The following is a 23,146-nucleotide window of genomic DNA, read 5'->3' as shown; positions in this document are numbered from 1 at the left end:
GCCCCATCTTAATTACAATCGGCATTCACCGCAGCTATCGGCGACAGAGAGAGAAATTATCGTGTCCGTTCGCAAGTACCAGAATCACACCCCACGCCTGTGCAAGGGCGCGTTTGTCGATGGCTCGGCAGTGGTCATCGGCGACGTCGAAATCGGCGAAGACAGCTCGGTCTGGCCGTTGACCGTGATCCGCGGCGACATGCACCGCATCCGCATCGGTGCGCGCACCAGCGTCCAGGACGGTTGCGTGCTGCACATCACCCATGCCGGTCCTTTCAATCTGGACGGTTTCCCGCTGCTGATCGGCGATGACGTGACCATCGCCCATAAAGTGATGCTGCATGGTTGTACCGTCGGTAGCCGCGTATTGATCGGCATGGGCAGCATTGTCATGGATGGCGCGGTGGTCGAAGACGATGTGATCATCGGTGCCGGCAGCCTGGTGCCGCCGGGCAAACGGCTGCAAAGTGGCTTCCTTTATGTCGGCAGCCCGGTAAAACAGGTGCGGGAACTCACCGACAAGGAAAAAGCCTTCTTCACCTACAGCGCGGCGAACTACGTGAAACTCAAGGACCTGCATCTGGCCGAAGGCTACGACCAGCTCTGAATCGCCTTACACCTGCTCAGGATTTCTCATGCATTACCAGACCGTACTGTTCGACCTCGATGGCACCCTGACCGACCCGCGTGAGGGCATCACCCGTTCCATCCAGTTCGCCCTTGCCAAGCTCGGTATCGATGAGCCGGACCTGACCAGACTGGAACACTTCATCGGCCCACCGTTGTTGCAGGCGTTCATGCAGTTCTACGATTTTGATGAAGCCAAGGCGTGGCAGGCGGTGAATTTTTATCGCGAACGCTTCAAGGTCACCGGCCTGTATGAAAACCGCGTGTTTGATGGTGTTACGCCTTTATTGGAAACCCTGAGCGGGCAGGGACGGCAGCTGTATATCGCCACTTCGAAGCCGTGGGAATTTGCCCGCGAGATTGCCCGGCATTTTGATTTTGCCCGGCACTTCAAGGTGATTTACGGCAGCGAGCTGGATGGCACGCGCACCAATAAGGTTGAGCTGATTGCGCATCTGATCAAGGAAGAAGGGCTGGATCCGTCGGATACGCTGATGATCGGTGATCGCAAGCATGACCTGATCGGGGCACGCAGTAATGGGCTGGATGCGGCGGCGGTCGGTTATGGGTTTGGCAGTTTTGAAGAGTTGAATGCCGAGGCGCCGGCTTATCACTTTGAAACGCTGGACGCGTTGCATCAGGCGTTTCTGCAGCGCTGATCAGTACGCCATCGCTGGCAAGCCAGCTCCCACAGGTGAGTGATGTACTCAGGTTCACCGCTGTCCCTGTGGGAGCTGGCTTGCCAGCGATGAGGCCAATTCAGCCACGAAAGGTCTGAGAGTCAGCCAACGCTTTCAGCGCCGCTTTGCGCTCGGCGGCCGGCAGCTCCCCTAACTTCTCCACCTCCGCATAAAACCTCAGCCAATCCCCCCCGACCTTTTTGAACAACGCCGCAAACGCCGGCACCCACTGGTCATAAAGCCCAAACGGCAGCAACCGCGCATTGTTCAGCGGCGCATTCACCCAAGCGTCGTAACGTTTGTCCCCAGCCCATTGGCTGTCCCTCATCACCCGATAATCCCGGCGAAACTGCTCGAACTCGGCCGCTTTGCGTTCGCGCATTTGCTCAGCCGGCAATGGCTGGGCATACAGTTTTTCCAGCCGTGAACGGGTATCGAGGACCAATTCAATGAACTGATCGCGCTGCTTCAGCCGCGAATCGGTGTCCGCCGGCAACCCACGAAACGCCCGCCACTGCCGCGTGCCTTCCTGCTCGACAAACGAGGCGAAGGATTCGTTGAACTCGGTGTCGTCCTTCACGTAAAAGCGCTGATGCGCCAGCTCATGAAAGATCAACGTGGCCAGGCGCTCATCACCCCAGCCCATCATCGAATTAAGGATCGGGTCGTTGAACCAACCCAGCGTCGAATAGGCCTCAACGCCACCTATCGATACGTCCATGCCCTGCAATCGCTGGATTGCCGCTTCGCCGCGCGCGGCGCTCTGACTGTAATAGCCGCGATAGGCCACACACCCGGCAATCGGGAAGCAATGATTCTGCGGCGTCAGGGAAAACTCCTGCGTGGCGAACACATTCCACACCACATACGGGCGATGGATGTCGGCGTAAAGACGATAGCTCTGGTTGTCCGGCAAGTGCAGATGCTCGCTGGCGAAGGTGCGGGCCTTCTGCGATTGAGCCAGGTGCGCGCGCAGTGTTGCGTCGCGGCTCGGGTCGTTGATCACCTGCTCCACAGGCTCGCGCGCCCGCAGCAATTGCAACTGACCGCTGGCCAACTGAGCGTAATAGCTGACGCTGGCGCAACCGTTGAGCAACAAAAACAACACACCCGGAAACAAAACCCGAAAAACGCGATCAAGTAACCCAAGGCTTGGAAACGGCCTGATCAAAATAAGAAATCCCCCGGAGAGTCTGCCCGCAAGACTATCCCGCCTAAAGGAGCACCGCTATGCGCATGTTGATGCTGTCAGGAGGCCTGCTGACGCTGGCCGGTTGTGCCGGATTCGGAATGCCCGATCCCGACCCTTCGCAAGCCTGGATCGATCTCGATGCCCGGCAACAGGACACGGCGCTGCAAGCGCTGCAGGTTGATACTCAGGCGACCGCCGACAAACGCTATTTTGAAGTGCAGCCCGGTAGCCATGAATTGAAAGTGCGTTATCAATTTCCGGTGGAGGCGACCAACATCGGTCCCGACGCTGAACCGCTGTGGCGCGATTGCCAGTTGAGTGTGAAATTCAAGGATTTCAATGCCGGTCAGCGATACCAGCTGCAGGCCGGCAGTATCGGTTTCCGCCCTTGGGCCAAGCTCTATGACGAGCAGCGCAAAGTGGTAGGTCAAGGCACACCGGCAGGCTGTCAGCGCACCTGATCGGCGCTATGCTGAGGATTCACATCCGTGGATATTCATCATGCGCCAGTTGCTGTTGTTGCTCGCTGCCGGTCTTTTGGCCGGTTGTCAGACGCCTTTGCCCCCGGCCGATCCGCACATGGCCTGGGTCGATTTTTCGACGCCGACACCCGGCGGTAAAGTGCTGATGGCCGAGCGTCTCGACAAACAGCGACTGAATGACGGGCGCTACTTTCAGGTCACCCCCGGCAGTCACGAACTGCGCGTGCGGTTCGATTTCGAAGTGTTTGGTGGTGGCGGCAGCTTGATGAACGGCCCGGTGGAGCGGCTGTGCTATCTGTACATCCGCTATGACCATTTCGAGGCCGGGCAGCGTTATGTGCTGGAGGGGCGTTCGCTGGGGTTCACTCCGAGTGCCCGGCTGTACAACGCCAAGCGCGAAATCGTTGCCGAAGATCGTGACTACAACTGCATCATGTGAAATGTTTCAGCTGTCGTTTTTCTGGTAGATGATCGCTTTGGTGCCGTTCTCACATGAACCGACCACCATGGCGATGTCATGTTTCGCAGCTTCTTCCTTGGTTACGATTTCCAGTGTATAGGACGGCACTGCTTTAGCCTGAATCTTGATTTCGATCTCTTTCTTGAGTTCTTCGCAGTCTTTGGGTGCCGCAATTACCGAGGTGGCCAGTGCACTGCAGAGAATCGCCAAGCCAATACGTTTCATGAGTGAAGCTCCCTGAGGCAGCGCGCACGGGCGTGCGCTGAAGCTGCTGTCATTGATTCGACCATACTTTTACAGCGAGGGTTCTGACTTCGCTCACAACTTGTGTTGAAGGTTTCAAACCTTGGTTGATCTGCAGATGGCTATCGCGAGCAGACTCACTCCTACAGGGGATCTTCGTCGCTCACAATAATTGTGTCCGCTGGAGATCAACTGTAGGAGTGAGCCTGCTCGCGATAGCGTCAGACCGGTCAGCGACAAATTAGCTGACCAGCGAAGCGTCTAGCGTAATCTTCGCATTAAGTACCTTGGACACCGGGCACCCTTCCTTGGCCTTGTTGCTCAGTTCTTCGAACTGCGCCTGCGTCGCCCCCGGAATTTTCGCCTTGAGGATCAGTTTCACCGCCGTGATCGCGAACCCGCCCTCTACCTGATCGAGGGTCACTTCAGCCTGAGTGTCGATGCTGTCGGCCTTCAGCCCCGCATCGCCGAGAATCATCGAAAACGCCATAGAGAAGCAGCCGGCATGCGCCGCGCCGATCAGTTCCTCCGGGTTGGTACCTTTGCCGCCCTCAAAGCGCGCCTTGAAACCGTAAGGCGCCTCTCTGAGGACACCGGTTTCGGTGGAGATCGAGCCAATGCCGGTTTTCAGATCGCCTGCCCAATGTGCGGATGCTTTCTTCACGATAGCCATGTCTGCCTCCTCAAGATCTGACGCGGAAACGCCGCGTCGTCGTGGTTTTGCTTGCAAGGCTTCTGAGGATAGACGCCGCAGCAAAGTTCAGCCCGGCTGAATCGTTGACTTTTTTAGTAGGAAATTTCATCGCTGCTATTGAAACTCGGGTATATGCCCTCATTGCACAAAACACGCTTATGGATTTGGCAGGTTTTCGTTTGCAAGAAAAGCCTGCCTCCTCACTCGGAGACGCAGGTTTATGAAACAACTGTCCGACGTAAAATTTTCCACCCTCGATCTGGTACCGGTGCGCGAAAACGGCAGCCCGGCGCAATCGTTGCGCAACTCGCTGGATCTGGCGCAGCACGTCGAGAAATTCGGCTACACGCGGTTCTGGGTGGCCGAACACCACAACATGGACGGCATCGCCAGTTCTGCGACGTCGGTATTACTCGGCTATCTGGCTGGTGGTACGTCGACGATTCGTGTCGGCTCCGGCGGCGTGATGCTGCCCAACCATGCGCCGCTGGTCATCGCCGAGCAGTTCGGCACCCTCGAAAGCCTCTATCCGGGACGGATCGATCTCGGCCTGGGCCGCGCGCCCGGCTCCGATCAGATGACTGCTCGGGCGTTGCGCCGTGAACGCTCCGGCAGCGCTGATGATTTCCCCGAAGACGTCGCCGAACTGGTGCGCTACCTCGGCCCGCGCACGCCGGATCAGCGCGTGATCGCGATGCCGGGCACCGGCACCAATGTGCCGATCTGGCTGCTCGGTTCCAGCCTGTTCAGTGCGCAACTGGCCGGTGAGCGCGGCTTGCCTTACGCCTTCGCCTCGCACTTCGCCCCGCGTTTCATGCACGAGGCGATTCGCGTTTATCGCAATCACTTCAAACCCTCGGCGGTGCTCGACAAGCCGTACGTGATGCTCGGCGTGCCGCTGGTGGCCGCCGATACTGATGAGCAAGCCGATTACCTGGCGACTTCGGTGTACCAGCGCATTCTCGCGTTGATGCGTGGGCAGAGCCTGGTGCAGCGTCCGCCGGTGAAAACCATGGACGGCCTGTGGCTGCCGCATGAGCGTGAAGCGGTGGGTGATTTCCTTGGGCTCGCGATGGTGGGTAGCCCGCAGAAGATTCGCGCCAAACTTGAAGTGCTGATTGAGCAGACGCAGGCGGATGAGCTGATTTTTACCAGTGATCTCTACGAACACGCTGATCGTGTGCATTCCTACGAGTTGTTGGCGCAGGTGATGAAGGGCTGAAAGGCCAAAAAACACCCTCACCCTAGCCCTCTCCCGGAGGGAGAGGGGACTGACCGAGGTGTTCTTGCGCCCAACATCGACCTGAAAACTCCAGTCGTACTCAGGTTCTGAACAACCCCCGATCTGCTCCCTTTCCCCCTCGCCCCTCTGGGGGAGAGGGCTGGGGTGAGGGGGATCAATCTCAAACACACCACAAAACTTTCAGACACAAAAAAGCCGACGCCTTCACGTCGGCTTTTTGTATTTCAGGCGCAATCAACCGCGCTTGTAGACGATTTCCTTGGTTCCGCCTTCGCAGGTACCGACGACGTCGCCGCCAGCCGCTGCGCCCTTATCGACAATCTCCAGCGAATACCCGGAAACGCCCTTGGCATCCAGCTTCGCCGCGATCTCGCTTTTCAGCTCTTCACATGGCTTACCGGCAGCAAACGCACCACCCGCAAGGCTCAACAAACCTACTGCCAACATGAACTTCTTCATCGGTCGCACTCCCTGGTCGGATTAAAAAAGGCGGGCATCGAGCGTTCACCCGATGCACTCACCCTGTAGCGCTTTGCCATTCCTATGGCACTCGGCCAGCGCGCAAGTTCAGAAGACTAGACCAAACTCAGCTGCTGGCAATGCGGAAGCCGACTTTCAGCGTCACCTGAAAGTGCGCAGCCTTGCCGTCCTTGATGTGGCCACGGGTGTCGACCACTTCAAACCACTCAAGATGCTTGATGCTCTTGTTGGCTTCGGCCAGCGCGTTGTTGATGGCGTCTTCGATGCTGCTGGCGGACGAACCGACCAGCTCGACTTTCTTGTACGTGTGATGGTCACTCATAACGATCTCCTTGGCGTGTGGAATTGAGACTAGCAGTGAATCTGCACTGTTGATTTCGGTGGCTTTGTGCAGGCGAAGTTCAGATTTTCTGCACTTTCTCAAACCGCTGAAGTCCCAACCAACACACGCCACTCATCACCAATGCAGGAGAGCCACCATGGCCAACACCTCTTTACGTAAAGCCTCGTTGCAAAGCATGGAAGCCGAGATCGAGAGTCTGCTCAAGTCGTTGGAAAGCCTGAAGGATGACGCTTCGGACGAGTCGCGCAAGACCCTCAAGGCGCTGAAAAGCAATGCTGAAAGCGCGCTGAAACACTCGCGCCATCTGCTCAGCGATGCCTATGAAGAAGTTAAAGTGAAAACCCGCGAAACCGGGATCGCTACCCGTGATTACGCCCAGGAGCATCCGTGGACGACTGCCGGTGTTGCAGTCGGTGCGATCGGCCTTCTTGCGGCTTACTTGCTGTTCAAGCGCGGCGAGTGATCGCCTTGGCGCAGCTCGTTCTTGAGCCATTGCGCCAGTTGCCGAGCGCGCCCGTCTGCGGCGCGCTTGGGTAGCCACAACGCCAGTTGCGCCGGGGTTTCACAGAAGCCCCATGGCGCAACCAGGCGACCGGCCTTCAAATCTTCCGTCACCAGCGGCTCCGGTGCGATGGCGACGCCAAGGCCTGCCACTGCTGCTTCCAGCAAGTAATACAAATGCTCGAAACCTTGCCCCAGCTTCAACGCTTTTGCGTCGAGGTGGTTTTGCTGTGCCCAGCTTGGCCACGCTTGTGGGCGAGAAGTTGTGTGCAGCAGCGGTTCATTGAGCAGTGCCGAGGCTGGCGCGGTTTGCAAACGTTGATAGCCGCTGAACAGCGGACTCATCACCGGGCCGATGCGTTCTGCGGCGAGTTCGTAGACCTGCATGTCTGCCGGCCAAGGTGGCTCGGCGAATAACAGCAAGGCATCCAGTCCTGGACGACGGGGGTCAAGATCGCCTTCTCCCGCCGACAGGTGCAGACGCAAGTCCGGCAGATCCGCATTCAATCGCCCCAGGCGCGGAATAAACCAGCGCGCCAACAGACTTCCAGAGCATCCCAAGACGAACGGCGCATCGGCGGTACTCTGCGTCAGCTCCGCACACACACTGCGTAACCGGTCAAACGCGTCGCCGCTGGCATCGCGTAACCGCACGCCGGCATCTGTGAGTTTCAAGCCGCGCCCATCCTTGACGAACAGACTGACACCCAAGTGCTCTTCCAGCATCTTGAGCTGACGACTGACCGCGCCGTGGGTGACGTGCAGCTGTTCGGCAGCCTGACTGACGCTGTTCAGCCGGGCGGTCGCTTCGAACGCGCGCAGGGCGTTCAGCGGGGGAAGGTCATGGCTCATGGTATCTGTGAGTTTTCCTGACAGGTTGTCGCGATCTTATCGGTTTTCAGCTTAGAAGGTCAGGGGTAGAGTGGTCGTCATTGTCTTCCCACCCGAATTCACCTGGAGCGACTCATGACCCAGACTTCGAACACCTCTGATCTGCGTAACGGCCCTGACGCCAACGGCCTGTTCGGCTCGTTCGGTGGCCGTTACGTGGCGGAAACCCTGATGCCGTTGATCCTCGATCTGGCCCGCGAATACGAAGCGGCCAAGGAAGATCCGGCGTTCAAAGAAGAATTGGCCTACTTCCAGCGTGACTACGTCGGACGTCCGAGCCCACTATATTTCGCCGAGCGCCTGACCGAGTTCTGCGGCGGCGCGAAGATTTATCTCAAGCGCGAAGAGCTGAACCACACCGGCGCGCACAAGATCAACAACTGCATCGGCCAGATCCTGCTGGCGCGACGCATGGGCAAGAAACGCATCATCGCCGAGACCGGCGCCGGCATGCACGGCGTGGCCACTGCCACTGTAGCGGCACGTTTCGGTCTCGATTGCGTGATCTACATGGGCACCACTGACATCGAACGTCAGCAGGCCAACGTCTTCCGCATGAAACTGCTGGGCGCTGAAGTGATTCCGGTGGTGGCCGGCACCGGCACCCTGAAAGACGCAATGAACGAAGCGCTGCGTGACTGGGTAACCAACGTCGACAGCACCTTCTACCTGATCGGCACCGTGGCTGGCCCGCACCCTTATCCGGCGATGGTTCGCGACTTCCAGGCCGTCATCGGCAAGGAAACCCGCGATCAGTTGCAAGCGCAGGAAGGTCGTCTGCCGGACAGCCTGGTGGCGTGCATCGGTGGCGGTTCCAACGCCATGGGCCTGTTTCACCCGTTCCTCGACGACAAGAGCGTTGAAATCATCGGCGTTGAAGCGGCGGGTTACGGCATCGAAACCGGCAAGCACGCGGCCAGCCTGAATGGCGGCGTTCCGGGTGTATTGCACGGTAACCGGACTTTCCTGCTGCAGGACGACGATGGCCAGATCATCGACGCCCACTCGATTTCCGCTGGCCTCGACTATCCGGGCATCGGCCCTGAGCACGCGTGGTTGCATGACATCGGTCGCGTTCAATACACCTCGGTGACCGACGACGAAGCCCTCGACGCGTTCCACAAATGCTGCCGCCTGGAAGGGATCATCCCTGCCCTGGAAAGCGCTCACGCCTTGGCTGAAGTGTTCAAACGTGCGCCGAAGCTGCCTAAAGATCACCTGATGGTGGTCAACCTGTCCGGCCGGGGCGACAAAGATATGCAGACCGTCATGCATCACATGGAACAGTCCAAGCAGGAGAAACACTGATGAGCCGCCTGCAAACGCGTTTTGCCGACCTCAAAGAACAGAACCGCGCCGCGCTGGTGACCTTCGTCACCGCCGGTGATCCGGACTACGACACTTCGCTGGCGATCCTTAAAGGCTTGCCGGGTGCTGGCGCCGACGTGATCGAGCTGGGCATGCCGTTCACCGACCCGATGGCCGACGGCCCGGCAATTCAACTGGCGAACATCCGTGCCTTGGGTGCCAAGCAGAACCTGCTGAAAACCCTGCAGATGGTTCGTGAATTCCGCGAAGGCAACAGCGATACGCCGCTGGTGCTGATGGGCTACTTCAACCCGATCCACATGTACGGCGTTGAGCGTTTCATCGCCGATGCGAAAGAGGCCGGCGTCGATGGCCTGATCGTCGTAGACATGCCGCCTGAGCACAATGCCGAGCTGTGCGACCCGGCGCAGGCTGCCGGTCTGGACTTCATCCGTCTGACCACGCCAACCACCGACGATGCGCGTCTGCCGAAAGTGCTCAATGGCAGCTCAGGTTTTGTTTACTACGTTTCGGTAGCCGGTGTGACCGGTGCCGGTGCTGCGACCCTGGAGCATGTTGAAGAGGCGGTCACTCGTCTGCGTCGTCATACCGATCTGCCGATCAGCATCGGTTTCGGCATCCGTACCCCGGAGCAAGCAGCGGCCATTGCGCGTCTGGCTGATGGTGTTGTGGTGGGCTCGGCGTTGATCGATCACATCGCCAATGCGACTACGCCGGCGCAAGCCGTCGACGGTGTACTGAGCTTGTGCTCGGCACTCTCCGAAGGCGTGCGTAAGGCCCGCGTCAGCTGAAGGTAAAGTTCCTGATACAGAGGAATTAGCGTCTCGCGACACAGACTAATCCAGCAAGACCGAGGGATTCAGAACCACGTTCTGAATCCCTTTTTGCTGTTTGTGCCGTGAGGAAAGACCCGATGAAAATGCCGAAACGTCTGATGGCCGGATTGGGCGTACTGATGATCAGTGCGACACCGCTGCTGGCCAGCGCCGATCCGCGCGACGATCACGACCACGGCGGCCCGCAGCAGGGCCAGTACGACAATCATGGTAATGACCATCGCGATGATCATCGTGGCCCGCAAAACGATCACCGTGGCGGTCCGCCGCCGCGCGATTTTGGCCCGGTGCGTCAGACCATTCGTGACAATCATGGCTACTTTGTACGCGGTGCACCGCCGCCTCCGGGGATTCATCTGGAACGTGGCCGGCCGTTGCCACACGGGTATTACGGTGAGCGTCTGGACGGTCGCGCGTTGGGTCGTTTGCCGGTGTATCCGGGTTACGAATGGCGTCGGGCGGGGGGCGATATCGTGCTGATCGCGGTGGGCACCGGGATCGTCTACGAAATTCTCGATGGCGTTTTGTATTGATCCGCAGGCAATAAAAAAACCGCAGCCAATGGCTGCGGTTTTTTTTTCAGGGCAGCTCCAGTCCGCCGGAGGCCTTGTGCAATTTGCGCAAATGCGCGCCAATCTGCTTCACATTCTCCTCGCTGGCGGCAATCTCTGCGGCCCGCTTGGGCTCCAGCAACTTGCGCACTTCGGCGTCGAGATCACCGGACAGTGCCAGCAGCTTCTTCTGCCGCTGGCTGCTCTCCGCTTCCAGTCGAGTGAACTCGGTCGGCTGCGGCAATCCGTAGCCCTTGGTGTCGAGCAGTTCTGCCGGACGGCTGAGGAACCCGCTATTGGCGAGGATTTCCTGCAAGGTCGCATTGGCCTTGTCCATGCCGCCGTTTTCCAGCTCACGCGCACCGAGGTAACGCTGCTTGACCTCGTCCTGAGCCAGCAACAACTGGCGCCGATAACTGGCTTGTTCCAGCAACAGCAGCGCGGCGCTGGTGCGCAAATCCGCCCGCTCGAACCACTCGCGGCGTTCCTCGGCTGTCAGCGAAAGCCATTCCTCAACAGTGTTCTGCTTGATCGGCAATTGCTTCTTCAACACATCGAACATCGCCTGATAGCGATCGCGGAACGAGTCGAAGCGGTAACCCAGACGCAGCGCTTCTTTTGGATCATCCAGCACACTGGTGTCCGCCAGACCACGGCCTTTCATCACTTCCAGCAAGCCGTTGGGCATGATGCTGTCGAGGCCGACGAACTGTGTGTTGTTGCTGCCGCTGCGCAACAGTTTCAGGCCTTCCACGGCGCAATTGTTCGACAGGAAGAAGTAGTTGCCGTCATAGCTCCAGTGCATTTCGGCGGCGTGTTCGACCACGCCTTCGATCTCGTCGCGGGACAGGTTCAGTGGCACCGACGCAAGGCTGCGCAGCTCGGTCTTGGTGTATTCGTCGATGACCTGCGCGAGCGGCAGTACGAACAATCGCGAAGGGTATTTGCCGACCAGGCCGTCCCAGCTCGACAACTGCACATCACCGACAAAGGCGCGGTAGGACAGCACCAGATGCTGATCCAGATCGAGCCGGCAATCCGGGCCACGCGGGCGGCCCGGTGCGCAAATCACCAGACGCAACATGCTGTGGCCCCAGCGGCTGACCCAGTTCTGATTGGCCTCGGCCAGCAGGTAGTCCACGGCATAGACCCGTTCCGGATCGACTTGCCCCAAGGGTTGTTTGGCGAAGTCGTTGCCGGCATTGAGGAACGAGAAGGTTTTGCTGCAGGCGTCCTTGGCTGGCGGTGCCCAGCCGAAGTGTTGCTGGTAATAGCGATACAGCGCCGGGCGGCGGCAGGCGTAGCTCGGGTCGAGGAGGAAATACTCCATGTTGACCGCGACGAACTCCTTGGGGCTGGAGATTTCGTACAGGTCCGGACTGCGGGCGATCTGCCGGTTGTGTTGTTCGCGTTCACCCCGACGGCCGACGTATTGCTGCCAACCGGCGAGGTCGAGCAGGCGCGGGTCATCGCTGAGGGTGAAGCGCCGGCCGTTCTGGCCGCGACACTCGTCGGGAATGCCGATCAGCCCGGCGCTGTTAAAGCGGCGCGTGCAGCGCTGAATCAGCGTGCGCTCGGCATTCGGCCATAAGCGGGCGCGGTCATAAATGTGGGTGATTTCATGCAGCACCGTGGCGAGCAGTTCCTGGCGCACAGTGCCGTGGGGGCGATTGGTTTTTTCTTTGGCTGCGCTGCCATCCGTGAGACCGGCGAGCAGTTTTCGATTCAGATCGAGCTCGGCCACCAGTGTGGCTTGGCCATAGGCGTTGGCGGGCATGTCGTCGGTCCAGCCGACATCGATGCGCCGATCCAGCCGCTCGATAAAGCTCGGCGGCAGTTTTTGCATCGCCTCATCGATCAGCGCCTGGCTGGCCTGTTGTTGGGCGGGGCTCAGACCGTCGGTCTTGAGCCGCAATTGCAGGCCGGCGTGAGCGCTGTTGCCAAGCAACAACAACGCCCCGGCCAGCAGCCAGGTGCCGAATGACCTCACAGCGCGAGGATGGCTTCGGCGAGAACCTGATCACTGGCGTCGCGCGCTTCCGGCACGCGAGTGCGCAGGGTATTGAGCGCCGCTTCCAGATGTGCGCCACGGATATCACCGTTAGTGGCGACGAAACTGGCAGCGTCGTCGTGGGCTTCGCGGATGATTTTCGAATCGCGAATCGACGTAGTGGTATCGGAGGTGAAATCGATAGTGCGCTGGGAGGCACGAACGATGATGTTACTGGTGGCTACCAGGGTGTGCGCCTGGGCCACGTCGGCCAACAAAAACAGGCCAAGGGCGGCAGCAATCAGCGGGCTACGCATGGAACGACTCCGAAGGGGCAAGGATAACGGGGGTACAGGATAACTATTGGACGAGAATTGCCTCTGCCAGTTCAAGGTCGCTGACATGAAGTTTCGGCCGGGTTTTGCGCAAGTAATGCAGCGCAGATTCCAGACGAGCGCCTCGCCATTCACCGTCACTGGCAACAAACGCGGCCGCGTCATCGTGAGCGGCGAGCAGCAGTTTACGGTCGAAAGGCGCGGAAGACACCATGCTGGTGGCGTAACCACTGACGACAGTGCCTTGGGTCGACGCATTGAAAGCATCAAAGGCATCGACGGACGTCGCCCAGCAGGCGGTAAACAATAAGGAAGGGATCAGCAGATTTGGAAGAAAGCGCATTGGACTCGGTAACTGTTGGCGAGCCCAAAGGCTAGCGCAATGCCCGGGCCAGAGCCAGCGCCGAAACATCGGGACACGACCGGCGTGTCCCGAACGGTGCCAGTCGCTTAGATCGTCAGGATGGCTTGAGCCAACTGCGCGTCGGTAGCTTGCAGCTGTGGCGCCTGATGACGGATGTGATCCAGCGCGCTTTCCAGTTTCACCCCACGGATTTCGCCCTCGCTGGCCACGAAGCTGGCAGCGTCGTCACGGGCGGCAAGAACGATTTTGTCGTCACGGAAGGACGAGGTGACGTCGGAAGTTGCGTCGGACGAAGACTTCAGTGCACCGACAACGGCGTCGGTGGTGACGATAAAGCTGGTGGCGCTGGCGTTGGCAGCCACGGCCAGCAGGGCGGCAGCGCTGAGCAGACGAAGACGGGACATGGTGTAACTCCTTTGGATAAACCGTAGAGAGAGGTGGCTCGGTATCTGAGGAGTCAGACGCCAGTGACACAACATTCGCCACGTTCTGTATGGATATTAGGCGCAGAACCCGTTACCTAACCAGCACTCAGACGAAAAACCTGTAGGAGCTGCCGAAGGCTGCGATCTTGGGTTTTTTGAAGATCAAAAGATCGCAGCCTTCGGCAGCTCTTACAATTGTAATGGTCTGATTTCGAATTATGTGAACTGTACTGGTATGGCTTTTTAAGAGCCCAAAACGACAAAACCCGTCGTGGTTTCCCACGACGGGTTTCGTTTTTTCAATTCGGGTTGCTGGCGGTGGGTCTAACGACCAGAGCCAGCGACGCTACTTAGCGCCAGAACGGCTTGCTCAGCTCTTCGTAGCGTTGTGCTTCGCTGATACCGGCGTCAGCCAGCAGACGCGAATCCAGACGAGCCAGTTGATGGCGGCTGGAGATGCGGCGCTGCCACAACATCAGGTTGGCGATAACGCGCAGAGGCAGGGAAGCCTGGGTGTTTACAGCTTTGTCTTCGAAGAACAGTTCGGAACTGAGTGTACGTTCCATGGTTGACATCCTTCCGCTTGTGGCGGGATCAGGTAGTGGTTTGACTGGTGCCCATGATCCTCTCGTTTGCCAAGTCTCTCTAGATACAGTTCAACTGTATTGTGAGTGACCAGTTAACTGTTTATAGGGGGTGTATGGGTCAAAATTGAGCAAACTGTACCTGTCCGCACTTAAGTGGTGCATTTTTGCTCAATTCACTCGGAAAGGTAGGCAAGGTCTGTAGGAAATGACCAGTACAGCAGTACAGTTTTTGTCAGGGAGGGAGGCTTGAGAAACTCTGCCGACGCAAACTGTGTTTGCGTCGGCGGTTTATCTGTGTGGATCAGACCGCGAGCATGCGCCCGGTTTCTTCCAGATTCATGTGCAAGCTCAACGCTTCCCGCAGGATGTGCGGGGTGTGGCCACCGATTGCGCAAGCCGCCGTGAAGTAATCATTCAGCGCCTGACGGAAGTCCGGGTGTACACAGTTATCGATGATCACCCGCGCCCGCTCCCGTGGCGCCAGGCCCCGCAAATCGGCAAGACCCACTTCGGTCACCAGAATGTCGACGTCGTGCTCGGTGTGGTCAACGTGGCTGACCATCGGCACCACGCTGGAAATCGCGCCACCCTTGGCGATCGACTTGGTCACGAACACCGCCAGGTGCGCGTTGCGCGCGAAGTCGCCGGAACCGCCGATGCCGTTCATCATCCGCGTGCCGCAGACGTGGGTGGAGTTGACGTTGCCATAGATGTCGAACTCCAGCGCCGTGTTGATGCCGATGATGCCCAAGCGGCGCACCACCTCCGGGTGGTTGGAGATCTCCTGCGGCCGCAGTACCAGTTTGTCCTTGTACTTCTCCAGATTGCCGAACACGTCGCTGTTGCGCCGCTCCGACAGGGTGATCGAACTGCCCGAAGCAAAGCTCAGCTTGCCGGCATCAATCAGGTCGAAGGTCGAGTCCTGCAGCACTTCGGAGTACATGGTCAGGTCTTCGAACGGTGAATCGATCAAGCCACACATCACCGCGTTGGCGATGTTGCCAATCCCGGCCTGCAACGGGCCGAGCTTGTTGGTCATGCGCCCGGCGTCGACTTCCTGCTTGAAGAAGGTAATCAGGTGATCGGCGATGGCGTTGGTGTCGACATCCGGCGATGACACGGTGGACGGCGAATCGGCCTGCTGAGTGATAACGATGGCGACAATCTTCTCCGGCGGGATCGGAATCGCGGTGCTGCCGATGCGGTCGTCGACTTTTACCAGCGGGATCGGCGTGCGCGTCGGGCGGTAGGTCGGGATATAGATGTCGTGCAGGCCTTCGAGGTTGGCGTTGTGCGCCAGGTTGATCTCGACAATCACCTGTTTGGCGAAAATTGCGAAGCTCGCCGAGTTGCCCACCGAGGTGGTCGGCACGATGTGACCCTGTTCGGTGATGGCCACGGCTTCGATGACCGCGATGTCCGGCAGCTTCAGTTGCTGGTTGCGCAGTTGCTCGACGGTTTCCGACAGATGCTGGTCGATGAACATGACCTCGCCGGCGTTGATTGCCTTGCGCAGGGTGCTGTCGACCTGGAACGGCATGCGCCGCGAGAGTACGCCGGCTTCGGTCAGTTGCTTGTCGAGGTCGTTGCCGAGGCTGGCGCCGGTCATCAGGCTGATCTTCAGCGGCGTGATCTTGGCGCGCTCGGCCAGTGCGTGAGGAACAGCCTTGGCTTCGCCGGCGCGGGTGAAACCGCTCATGCCGACGGTCATGCCGTCTTCAATCAGAGCAGCTGCGTCGGCGGCGCTCATCACTTTATCCAACAACGAAGGCAGGCGAATACGGTCACGGTACATGGATTATTATCTCGGGCAACGAGTAGCAGGATGCGCAGTCTAGTGAATTTGACGGGCGCCTGTCCCGCTACCAAGGTCGCAAACGAGGCGTCTATTTAGCGGGTTTGAAGTAAAACACCGTTACCGGATCTGCAACAACGCGGCAAATTGTCCGACGTTTGCGCAAACAAAAACGCCCCGACGAGTCGGGGCGTTCGGTGCAACAGCGATGGATTACTCGACCGCTTTGACCATGTCTTCGATGACTTTCTTCGCGTCGCCGAAGACCATCATGGTTTTGTCCAGATAGAACAGTTCGTTGTCCAGACCGGCATAACCGCTGGCCATCGAGCGCTTGTTGACGATGATGGTCTTGGCCTTGAACGCTTCGAGAATCGGCATGCCGGCAATCGGCGATTTCGGATCGTTCTTCGCCGCCGGGTTGACCACGTCGTTCGCGCCGAGCACCAGCACCACGTCGGCCTGGCCGAACTCGGAGTTGATGTCTTCCATCTCGAACACCTGATCGTAAGGCACTTCGGCCTCGGCGAGCAGAACGTTCATGTGCCCTGGCATACGGCCGGCAACCGGGTGGATCGCATACTTCACGGTCACGCCACGGTGGGTCAGCTTCTCGGTCAGTTCTTTCAGTGCATGTTGCGCACGTGCTACCGCCAGACCGTAGCCCGGCACGATAATCACGGTGTCGGCGTTGGTCAGCAGGAAGGTCGCGTCGTCAGCCGAACCGGATTTCACCGGACGTGCTTCTTTCGCACCGGCCGGGCCAGCATCAGCCGTATTGCCGAAACCGCCAAGCAGCACATTAAAGAAGGAACGGTTCATCGCCTTGCACATGATGTACGAGAGGATCGCACCGCTCGAACCCACCAGTGAACCGGCAATGATCAGCATCGAGTTGTTCAGCGAGAAACCGATACCCGCCGCCGCCCAGCCCGAGTAGCTGTTGAGCATCGACACCACGACCGGCATGTCGGCGCCGCCGATCGGGATGATGATCAGCACACCCATCACGAACGCCAATGCCAGCATCAGCGCGAACGCGGTGAGGTTGCCGGTGAACATGAAGGTCAGACCGAGCGCCAGCGTTGCCAGACCCAGCACTGCGTTGAGCTTGTGCTGCCCGGCGAACTGTACCGGTGCGCCCTGGAACAGACGGAACTTGTACTTGCCCGACAGCTTGCCGAACGCAATCACCGAACCGGAGAAGGTGATTGCACCGATCGCCGCACCAAGGAACAGCTCCAGACGGTTACCCGCAGGAATCGAGTCGCCCAGCTGTTTGACAATGCCCAGCGACTGCGGCTCAACAACAGCGGCAATTGCGATGAACACTGCGGCCAGACCGATCATGCTGTGCATGAAGGCGACCAGTTCCGGCATCTTGGTCATTTCAACGCGTTTGGCCATGATCGAACCGGCCGTACCGCCGACCAGCAGGCCAACGATCACGTAACCGATACCGGCCGTGGCCAGCTCAGCACCCAACTTATAGATGAGGCCGACGGTGGTCAGGATCGCCAAGGCCATGCCGAGCATGCCGAACAGGTTGCCGCGCCGTGAGGTGGTCGGGTGCGACAGGCCTTTGAGGGCCTGGATAAAGCAGATCGACGCGATCAGGTAGAGCGTCGTGACGAGATTCATGCTCATTACTTCGGCGCCTCTTCTTTTACTTTCGGGGCTTTCTTCTTGAACATCTCAAGCATGCGGCGGGTGACCAGGAAGCCACCGAACACGTTGACCGCCGCCAGTGCCACGGCGAGGGTGCCCATGGTTTTGCCCAGCGGCGTGACAGTCAGTGCAGCAGCGAGCATGGCGCCGACGATCACGATCGCCGAAATGGCGTTGGTTACCGCCATCAACGGCGTGTGCAGCGCAGGTGTGACGTTCCAGACCACGTGGTAACCGACATAAATCGCCAGCACGAAGATGATCAGGTTGTAGATACCGGGGGAGATAAGCTCTTCCATCGTCTGAATCCCTGCTTAGGCGTTTTTGCGGATGACTTGGCCGTCGCGGCACATCAGGCACGCGGCGACGATGTCGTCTTCGAGGTTGACGTCGAACTGGCCTTCTTTCGTGAAAACCAGCTTGAGGAAGTCCAGCAGGTTGCGTGCGTACAGTGCCGAAGCGTCTGCAGCGACTTCACCGGCCAGGTTGGTCGGGCCGCAAATGGTCACGCCATTTTCGACCACGACCTGATCAGCCACGGTCAGCGGGCAGTTGCCACCCTGAGCAGCGGCGAGGTCGATGACCACCGAGCCCGGTTTCATCTGCGCCACAGTCTCCGCGCTCAGCAGGGTCGGTGCCTTGCGGCCCGGAATCAGCGCGGTGGTGATGACGATGTCAGCCTGCTTGGCGCGCTCGTGCACAGCCTGCGCCTGACGCTGCATCCAGCTCGCTGGCATTGGCCGCGCGTAACCACCGACACCGACGGCGCATTCGCGCTCTTCATCGGTCTCGTAAGGCACGTCGACGAACTTCGCACCGAGGGATTCGATCTGCTCTTTTACCGCCGGACGCACGTCAGACGCTTCGATCACCGCACCCAGGCGTTTCGCCGTGGCAATCGCCTGCAACCCGGCCACGCCCGCGCCAAGAATCAGCACGCGCGCCGCTTTCACGGTGCCCGCAGCGGTCATCAACATCGGCATGAAGCGTGGGTAGTGGTGAGCGGCCAGCAACACAGCCTTATAGCCGGCAATGTTCGCCTGCGACGACAACACATCGAGACTCTGCGCGCGCGATGTGCGCGGCGCCGCTTCGAGGGCGAACGCGGTAATGCCGCACTCGGTCATCTTCGCAATGGTTTCGTTGTTGAACGGGTTGAGCATGCCGACCAGCACCGTACCGCGCTTGATCAGCGTCAGTTCGGCATCGCTCGGGGCGACCACCTTGAGAATCAGCTCGGCGCCAAACGCATCATTGGCACTGCCAATGGTTGCGCCTGCCGCTTCATAGGCACTGTCGACCACACTGGCTTTTACGCCGGCGCCGGTTTGCACAGTGACCTTATGACCTTGGCTGATCAGCTTTTTAATGGTTTCCGGGGTTGCAGCAACCCGTGTTTCACCGGTCTGGGTTTCGAGAGGAACACCAATGTGCACGTCAAATCTCCTGCGTGATCTTATTGAGTAAACCCATGCACTACGGATGGTGCGACTGGGGCGGCCGATCAGCACGATCCCGCCAAATCAGGGCGGGGCGCGGCATTTTGCAGGCGAAGTTTATGCCCTTCAAGGGATTATGACGGGTGACGGAAAATTAACTACAAGTCATGCCGTGACCGAATGTCGCAGATGGCTAGCTGAATCCCTTGCAGACCGTGCCTTGCAAGGATTCTGGCCGATTATGGAAAAATTTCTCATCGGTGACGTGAATAGGCATCAATGCGTCGTCAATGAAGGCTCAAAGCCACGTCTTCAGGCGCTTGTGGGACGTCTGTACGACTTTCGGATACAGTCTGTGCAATTGCGACAAATACTTATATCTGTAGGGCTTTGAATTTCCTGACTACGGGGTTAGCTATCGCTGTGAGCCTTTACCCTTCTAGGCTGTAGCTCTGCGCTTGGGTTACCAGCCAGTCACGAAATGCCTTTAATGACGCTGATTCGACTTTTCGTTCGGGAATCATCAGGTAATAGGCCTTGATGCTTGAGAGTGCCTGGGGGTTGGCAATCACCAGGCGCTTCTCGGCTAACTCACGCTGAATCAGGAACGGTGGAATCAGCGCAATGCCCATGTCGTGCATGGCGGCCTGGGCAAGCATGGAGAATAGCTCGTAGCGCGGGCCTGTCATGTCCCGGGGGATATTCAGGTGTTGTGAGTTGAACCACTGACGCCAGGCATAGGGGCGGGTGGTCTGCTGCAACAACGGTAGCTCGGCGATTGCCTCGGCTGTCAGGTGCGTCTTGTTACCGAGTAGGGCGGGGCTGCACACCGGCATCGGATTTTCGCCCATCAGCCTGTGGGATTCGGTACCCGACCAGTCGGCATCGCCAAAGTAGATCGCCGCATCGAATTCGGTATCGGCAAACAGAAAGGGCCGGGTGCGGTTGGTCAGGTTGACCGTGACCTCCGGGTGCTTGAGCTGGAAATCCTTGAGACGTGGCAGTAGCCACTGTGTGCCGAAGGTCGGCACCACCGCGAGTTCGATCACATTGGTGCCTTGCTGACCCATCACTGAGAGGGTGTCGCGCTCAACCGCGTCGAGTTGCGTCGCAACTCGGCGGCTGTATGAAAGCCCCGCCTCGGTCAACTTCACCCCGCGTCGCGAGCGTCGGAACAGTTCCACGCCAAGGAACTCCTCAAGGCTGGCGATCTGTCGGCAAATGGCCCCTTGAGTGAGGGAAAGTTCTTCGGCAGCGCGGGTAAAACTCTCGTGGCGTGCGGCGGCCTCGAAGCTGATCAGGGCGGTGGTGCTGGGGATCTTCCTGCGCATGTACGTCAACCTCACTAATGCGCCGCATAAAAGGCATTTCACGACGTTTCGGAGTGAGAAATTAGCACAACAGAATGCGAAATCCTCGTTTGCCGCGACAGCGAACCGCGCCTAGGATCAATGCCACGTTAATTCAGCCGATTTGCGAGGACACAATCATGGGCGCTAAAGCTAGCTTCAACTGGATCGATCCCCTGCTGCTGGATCAACAGCTCACCGAAGAAGAGCGCATGATCCGCGACACCGCCGAGCAGTTCGCTCAGCAGAGCCTCGCACCGCGTGTCCTCGAAGCTTTCCGTCATGAGAAAACTGACCCGGCGATCTTCCGCGAAATGGGCGAAGTCGGCCTGCTGGGTGCGACCATCCCCGAGCAGTACGGAGGCAGCGGCCTCAACTATGTCAGCTATGGGCTGATTGCTCGCGAAGTGGAGCGTGTCGATTCTGGCTACCGCTCGATGATGAGTGTGCAGTCGTCGCTGGTAATGGTGCCGATCAACGAATTCGGTACCGAAGCGCAGAAACAGAAATACCTGCCGAAACTGGCTTCCGGTGAATGGATCGGCTGTTTCGGCCTGACCGAGCCAAACCATGGTTCCGACCCGGGCGCGATGATCACCCGTGCCCGCAAAGTCGAAGGCGGCTATAGCCTGACCGGCGCGAAGATGTGGATCACCAACAGCCCGATCGCTGATGTGTTTGTGGTCTGGGCTAAAGACGATGCTGGCGACATCCGTGGTTTCGTACTGGAGAAGGGCTGGAAAGGTCTGAGCGCTCCGGCGATTCACGGCAAGGTCGGTCTGCGTGCGTCAATCACCGGTGAGATCGTCATGGACAACGTGTTCGTGCCGGAAGAAAACATTTTCCCCGACGTGCGCGGCCTGAAAGGCCCGTTCACCTGTCTCAATTCTGCGCGTTATGGCATCTCCTGGGGCGCGCTGGGCGCTGCCGAGTTCTGCTGGCACACCGCTCGCCAGTACACGCTGGATCGTCAGCAGTTCGGTCGCCCATTGGCCGCTACTCAGCTGATCCAGAAGAAGCTGGCTGACATGCAGACCGAGATCACCCTGGCCCTGCAAGGCTGCCTGCGTCTGGGGCGCATGAAGGACGAAGGGACCGCTGCGGTCGAGATCACTTCGATCATGAAGCGCAACTCCTGCGGCAAGTCGCTGGACATCGCCCGCATGGCTCGTGACATGCTCGGTGGTAATGGCATCTCCGACGAGTTCGGCGTGGCCCGTCATCTGGTCAACCTGGAAGTGGTGAATACCTATGAAGGCACTCACGACGTTCACGCTCTGATCCTGGGGCGTGCACAAACCGGCTTGCAGGCGTTCTATTAATAGGAGAGCGACCATGGGCGCGCTGTCGCATCTGCGGGTACTGGATTTATCGCGCGTGTTGGCCGGGCCGTGGGCCGGGCAGATACTCGCCGACCTTGGCGCCGAGGTGATCAAGGTCGAGCGCCCTGGTAATGGTGACGACACTCGCGCCTGGGGACCGCCCTTCCTTAAGGACGCTTATGGCGAGAATACGTCAGAGGCGGCTTATTACCTGTCAGCCAACCGCAACAAGCAATCGGTGACCATCGACTTCACGCGTCCCGAGGGGCAGAAGCTGGTGCGCGATCTGGCGGCCAAGTCGGACATCCTTATCGAGAACTTCAAGGTCGGTGGGCTAGCGGCTTATGGGCTCGACTATGAATCGTTGAAGGCGATCAATCCGAATCTGATCTATTGCTCGATTACCGGATTCGGCCAAACCGGGCCGTATGCCAAGCGTGCCGGCTATGACTTCATGATTCAGGGGCTGGGCGGGCTGATGAGCCTGACCGGTCGTCCCGAGGGTGATGAAGGTGCCGGGCCGGTGAAGGTCGGTGTGGCGCTGACGGATATCCTGACGGGGCTTTATTCGACGGTCGCGATTCTGGCGGCGTTGGCTCATCGCGATCACGACGTTGGTGGTCAGCACATTGATATGGCGTTGCTGGATGTTCAGGTGGCTTGTCTGGCCAACCAGGCGATGAATTATTTGACCACGGGTAATGCGCCCAAGCGTCTGGGCAATGCGCATCCGAACATTGTGCCTTATCAGGACTTTCCTACGGCCGACGGTGATTTCATTCTTACCGTGGGCAATGACGGGCAGTTCCGCAAGTTTGCTGAGGTGGCAGGGCAACCGCAGTGGGCTGACGATCCGCGTTTTGCTACTAATAAGCTGCGTGTGGCTAATCGGGCGGTGTTGATTCCGCTGATTCGCCAGGCGACGGTATTCAAGACTACCGCCGAATGGGTGGCTCAACTGGAGCAGGCGGGCGTGCCGTGTGGGCCGATCAATGATCTGTCGCAGGTGTTTGAAGATCCACAGGTTAAGGCGCGTGGCCTGGCGATAGAGCTGCCGCACGCGTTGGCGGGAATGGTGCCGCAGGTGGCTAGCCCTATCCGCATGTCGCAGACGCCGGTGGAGTATCGCCGTGCGCCTCCTTTGTTAGGCGAGCATACGCTGGAGGTTTTGCAGGGTGTGTTGGGTTTGGGCGCAGGTGCGGTGGCGGAGTTGAAGTCGGCTGGGGTGCTCTGACGATCCCTTCTATATAGAAGGGATCGTGTTTTCTACCTATATATGGCTGTCTTTGGTCGCTTTTTAACCAATCTGCAAGTGTTTGA

At 58.9% G+C, this 23,146-nt stretch carries 27 protein-coding genes; 11 read left to right on the top strand and 16 right to left on the bottom strand.

The genetic code is table 11. The features are described from left to right. Window positions 1–61: 61 nt before the first annotated feature. Window positions 62–607, top strand: coding sequence for a gamma carbonic anhydrase family protein (locus tag ACM6IN_RS15340; RefSeq protein WP_414916305.1), 546 nt, complete (start codon window positions 62–64; stop codon window positions 605–607). Window positions 608–635: 28 nt separating this feature from the next. Further along, window positions 636–1,286, top strand: a complete 651-nt coding sequence (locus tag ACM6IN_RS15335; protein ID WP_414894475.1) for an HAD family hydrolase — start codon at window positions 636–638, stop codon at window positions 1,284–1,286. A gap of 100 nt (window positions 1,287–1,386) precedes the next feature. Here the strand turns inward: ACM6IN_RS15335 and ACM6IN_RS15330 are convergent, their stop codons facing one another. Beyond that, the gene (locus ACM6IN_RS15330; protein WP_414916304.1) at window positions 1,387–2,478 is read right to left on the bottom strand and encodes an aminopeptidase; all 1,092 of its coding nucleotides are present in this window, start codon (window positions 2,476–2,478) and stop codon (window positions 1,387–1,389) included. A 59-nt stretch (window positions 2,479–2,537) separates the two neighbouring features. Here ACM6IN_RS15330 and ACM6IN_RS15325 point away from each other — a divergent pair, with 59 nt between their 5' ends. Both ACM6IN_RS15325 and ACM6IN_RS15320 read left to right on the top strand, forming a co-directional pair. Continuing rightward, window positions 2,538–2,960, top strand: coding sequence for a hypothetical protein (locus tag ACM6IN_RS15325; protein ID WP_034152270.1), 423 nt, complete (start codon window positions 2,538–2,540; stop codon window positions 2,958–2,960). Window positions 2,961–3,000: 40 nt separating this feature from the next. After that, entirely contained in the window at window positions 3,001–3,420 is a 420-nt protein-coding gene (locus ACM6IN_RS15320) for a hypothetical protein (RefSeq protein WP_007911699.1), read from the top strand. 6 nt (window positions 3,421–3,426) lie between these two features. On the opposite strand, the gene ACM6IN_RS15315 is transcribed toward ACM6IN_RS15320, so the two are convergent. Both ACM6IN_RS15315 and ACM6IN_RS15310 read right to left on the bottom strand, forming a co-directional pair. Further along, complete coding sequence (locus tag ACM6IN_RS15315; protein ID WP_007911697.1) at window positions 3,427–3,666, bottom strand: DUF1161 domain-containing protein; 240 nt, start codon at window positions 3,664–3,666, stop codon at window positions 3,427–3,429. 259 nt (window positions 3,667–3,925) lie between these two features. After that, window positions 3,926–4,357 (bottom strand): OsmC family protein, encoded by a 432-nt coding sequence (locus ACM6IN_RS15310; RefSeq protein ID WP_127925340.1) that lies wholly within the window; start codon window positions 4,355–4,357, stop codon window positions 3,926–3,928. A 241-nt stretch (window positions 4,358–4,598) separates the two neighbouring features. Between ACM6IN_RS15310 and ACM6IN_RS15305 the strand changes: the two genes are divergently transcribed. Continuing rightward, complete coding sequence (locus ACM6IN_RS15305) at window positions 4,599–5,600, top strand: LLM class flavin-dependent oxidoreductase (protein WP_095113090.1); 1,002 nt, start codon at window positions 4,599–4,601, stop codon at window positions 5,598–5,600. 255 nt (window positions 5,601–5,855) lie between these two features. On the opposite strand, the gene ACM6IN_RS15300 is transcribed toward ACM6IN_RS15305, so the two are convergent. Both ACM6IN_RS15300 and ACM6IN_RS15295 read right to left on the bottom strand, forming a co-directional pair. Next, window positions 5,856–6,080, bottom strand: a complete 225-nt coding sequence (locus ACM6IN_RS15300; protein WP_007911690.1) for a DUF1161 domain-containing protein — start codon at window positions 6,078–6,080, stop codon at window positions 5,856–5,858. Between the two features lie 127 nt (window positions 6,081–6,207). After that, window positions 6,208–6,423: a dodecin gene (locus ACM6IN_RS15295; protein ID WP_007911688.1), complete on the bottom strand. Its 216-nt coding sequence runs from the start codon at window positions 6,421–6,423 to the stop codon at window positions 6,208–6,210. A 157-nt stretch (window positions 6,424–6,580) separates the two neighbouring features. On the opposite strand from ACM6IN_RS15295, the gene ACM6IN_RS15290 reads away from it, so the two are divergent. Then, the gene (locus ACM6IN_RS15290; RefSeq protein ID WP_007911686.1) at window positions 6,581–6,907 is read left to right on the top strand and encodes a DUF883 family protein; all 327 of its coding nucleotides are present in this window, start codon (window positions 6,581–6,583) and stop codon (window positions 6,905–6,907) included. Here the strand turns inward: ACM6IN_RS15290 and ACM6IN_RS15285 are convergent. Further along, window positions 6,880–7,797 (bottom strand): LysR family transcriptional regulator, encoded by a 918-nt coding sequence (locus ACM6IN_RS15285; protein ID WP_414916303.1) that lies wholly within the window; start codon window positions 7,795–7,797, stop codon window positions 6,880–6,882. The two genes, ACM6IN_RS15290 and ACM6IN_RS15285, sit on opposite strands and share 28 nt — an antisense overlap. Window positions 7,798–7,911: 114 nt before the next feature. Between ACM6IN_RS15285 and trpB the strand changes: the two genes are divergently transcribed. The 3 genes from trpB to ACM6IN_RS15270 all read left to right on the top strand — a co-directional run bounded on the left by trpB (window position 7,912) and on the right by ACM6IN_RS15270 (window position 10,534). Then, window positions 7,912–9,144 (top strand): tryptophan synthase subunit beta, encoded by a 1,233-nt coding sequence (trpB, locus tag ACM6IN_RS15280; protein WP_007911669.1) that lies wholly within the window; start codon window positions 7,912–7,914, stop codon window positions 9,142–9,144. Further along, entirely contained in the window at window positions 9,144–9,956 is an 813-nt protein-coding gene (trpA, locus tag ACM6IN_RS15275; protein WP_007911667.1) for a tryptophan synthase subunit alpha, read from the top strand. Before trpB ends, trpA begins: the two co-directional genes overlap by 1 nt. A gap of 122 nt (window positions 9,957–10,078) precedes the next feature. Next, the gene (locus ACM6IN_RS15270; RefSeq protein ID WP_007911666.1) at window positions 10,079–10,534 is read left to right on the top strand and encodes an anti-virulence regulator CigR family protein; all 456 of its coding nucleotides are present in this window, start codon (window positions 10,079–10,081) and stop codon (window positions 10,532–10,534) included. Window positions 10,535–10,580: 46 nt separating this feature from the next. On the opposite strand, the gene ACM6IN_RS15265 is transcribed toward ACM6IN_RS15270, so the two are convergent. The 10 genes from ACM6IN_RS15265 to ACM6IN_RS15220 all read right to left on the bottom strand — a co-directional run bounded on the left by ACM6IN_RS15265 (window position 10,581) and on the right by ACM6IN_RS15220 (window position 20,486). Continuing rightward, entirely contained in the window at window positions 10,581–12,542 is a 1,962-nt protein-coding gene (locus ACM6IN_RS15265; protein WP_414916302.1) for a DUF4105 domain-containing protein, read from the bottom strand. Then, entirely contained in the window at window positions 12,539–12,859 is a 321-nt protein-coding gene (locus ACM6IN_RS15260) for a DUF2388 domain-containing protein (protein ID WP_007911662.1), read from the bottom strand. The genes ACM6IN_RS15265 and ACM6IN_RS15260 overlap by 4 nt, the downstream gene beginning before the upstream one ends. Before the next feature lie 43 nt (window positions 12,860–12,902). Then, entirely contained in the window at window positions 12,903–13,220 is a 318-nt protein-coding gene (locus tag ACM6IN_RS15255) for a DUF2388 domain-containing protein (RefSeq protein WP_007911660.1), read from the bottom strand. A gap of 107 nt (window positions 13,221–13,327) precedes the next feature. Further along, window positions 13,328–13,645, bottom strand: a complete 318-nt coding sequence (locus ACM6IN_RS15250; RefSeq protein WP_007911658.1) for a DUF2388 domain-containing protein — start codon at window positions 13,643–13,645, stop codon at window positions 13,328–13,330. A gap of 371 nt (window positions 13,646–14,016) precedes the next feature. Beyond that, window positions 14,017–14,232 (bottom strand): DUF1127 domain-containing protein, encoded by a 216-nt coding sequence (locus ACM6IN_RS15245; protein WP_007911656.1) that lies wholly within the window; start codon window positions 14,230–14,232, stop codon window positions 14,017–14,019. Between the two features lie 322 nt (window positions 14,233–14,554). Beyond that, window positions 14,555–16,048 (bottom strand): acetyl-CoA hydrolase/transferase family protein, encoded by a 1,494-nt coding sequence (locus ACM6IN_RS15240; protein ID WP_414916301.1) that lies wholly within the window; start codon window positions 16,046–16,048, stop codon window positions 14,555–14,557. Between the two features lie 213 nt (window positions 16,049–16,261). Beyond that, window positions 16,262–17,695: an NAD(P)(+) transhydrogenase (Re/Si-specific) subunit beta gene (locus ACM6IN_RS15235; protein WP_007911651.1), complete on the bottom strand. Its 1,434-nt coding sequence runs from the start codon at window positions 17,693–17,695 to the stop codon at window positions 16,262–16,264. Next, window positions 17,695–18,015 carry an NAD(P) transhydrogenase subunit alpha gene (locus ACM6IN_RS15230; RefSeq protein ID WP_003187417.1) on the bottom strand — a complete coding sequence of 107 codons (321 nt, stop codon included), beginning with the start codon at window positions 18,013–18,015 and terminating at the stop codon, window positions 17,695–17,697. The genes ACM6IN_RS15235 and ACM6IN_RS15230 overlap by 1 nt, the downstream gene beginning before the upstream one ends. Before the next feature lie 15 nt (window positions 18,016–18,030). Next, complete coding sequence (locus tag ACM6IN_RS15225) at window positions 18,031–19,152, bottom strand: Re/Si-specific NAD(P)(+) transhydrogenase subunit alpha (protein ID WP_414916300.1); 1,122 nt, start codon at window positions 19,150–19,152, stop codon at window positions 18,031–18,033. A gap of 434 nt (window positions 19,153–19,586) precedes the next feature. Beyond that, window positions 19,587–20,486 (bottom strand): LysR family transcriptional regulator, encoded by a 900-nt coding sequence (locus tag ACM6IN_RS15220; RefSeq protein WP_007949773.1) that lies wholly within the window; start codon window positions 20,484–20,486, stop codon window positions 19,587–19,589. A gap of 158 nt (window positions 20,487–20,644) precedes the next feature. Between ACM6IN_RS15220 and ACM6IN_RS15215 the strand changes: the two genes are divergently transcribed. Together ACM6IN_RS15215 and ACM6IN_RS15210 are read left to right on the top strand one after the other, a co-directional pair. After that, entirely contained in the window at window positions 20,645–21,826 is a 1,182-nt protein-coding gene (locus tag ACM6IN_RS15215) for an acyl-CoA dehydrogenase (protein WP_007911645.1), read from the top strand. Window positions 21,827–21,839: 13 nt separating this feature from the next. Next, window positions 21,840–23,060, top strand: coding sequence for a CaiB/BaiF CoA transferase family protein (locus tag ACM6IN_RS15210; protein WP_414916299.1), 1,221 nt, complete (start codon window positions 21,840–21,842; stop codon window positions 23,058–23,060). Window positions 23,061–23,146 lie beyond the last annotated feature (86 nt).

The organism is Pseudomonas sp. IT-P395 (assembly GCF_949767675.1).
In the GTDB taxonomy this organism is placed as follows: Bacteria; Pseudomonadota; Gammaproteobacteria; order Pseudomonadales; family Pseudomonadaceae; genus Aquipseudomonas.
This window is presented reverse-complemented; position numbering and strand designations above follow the sequence as displayed.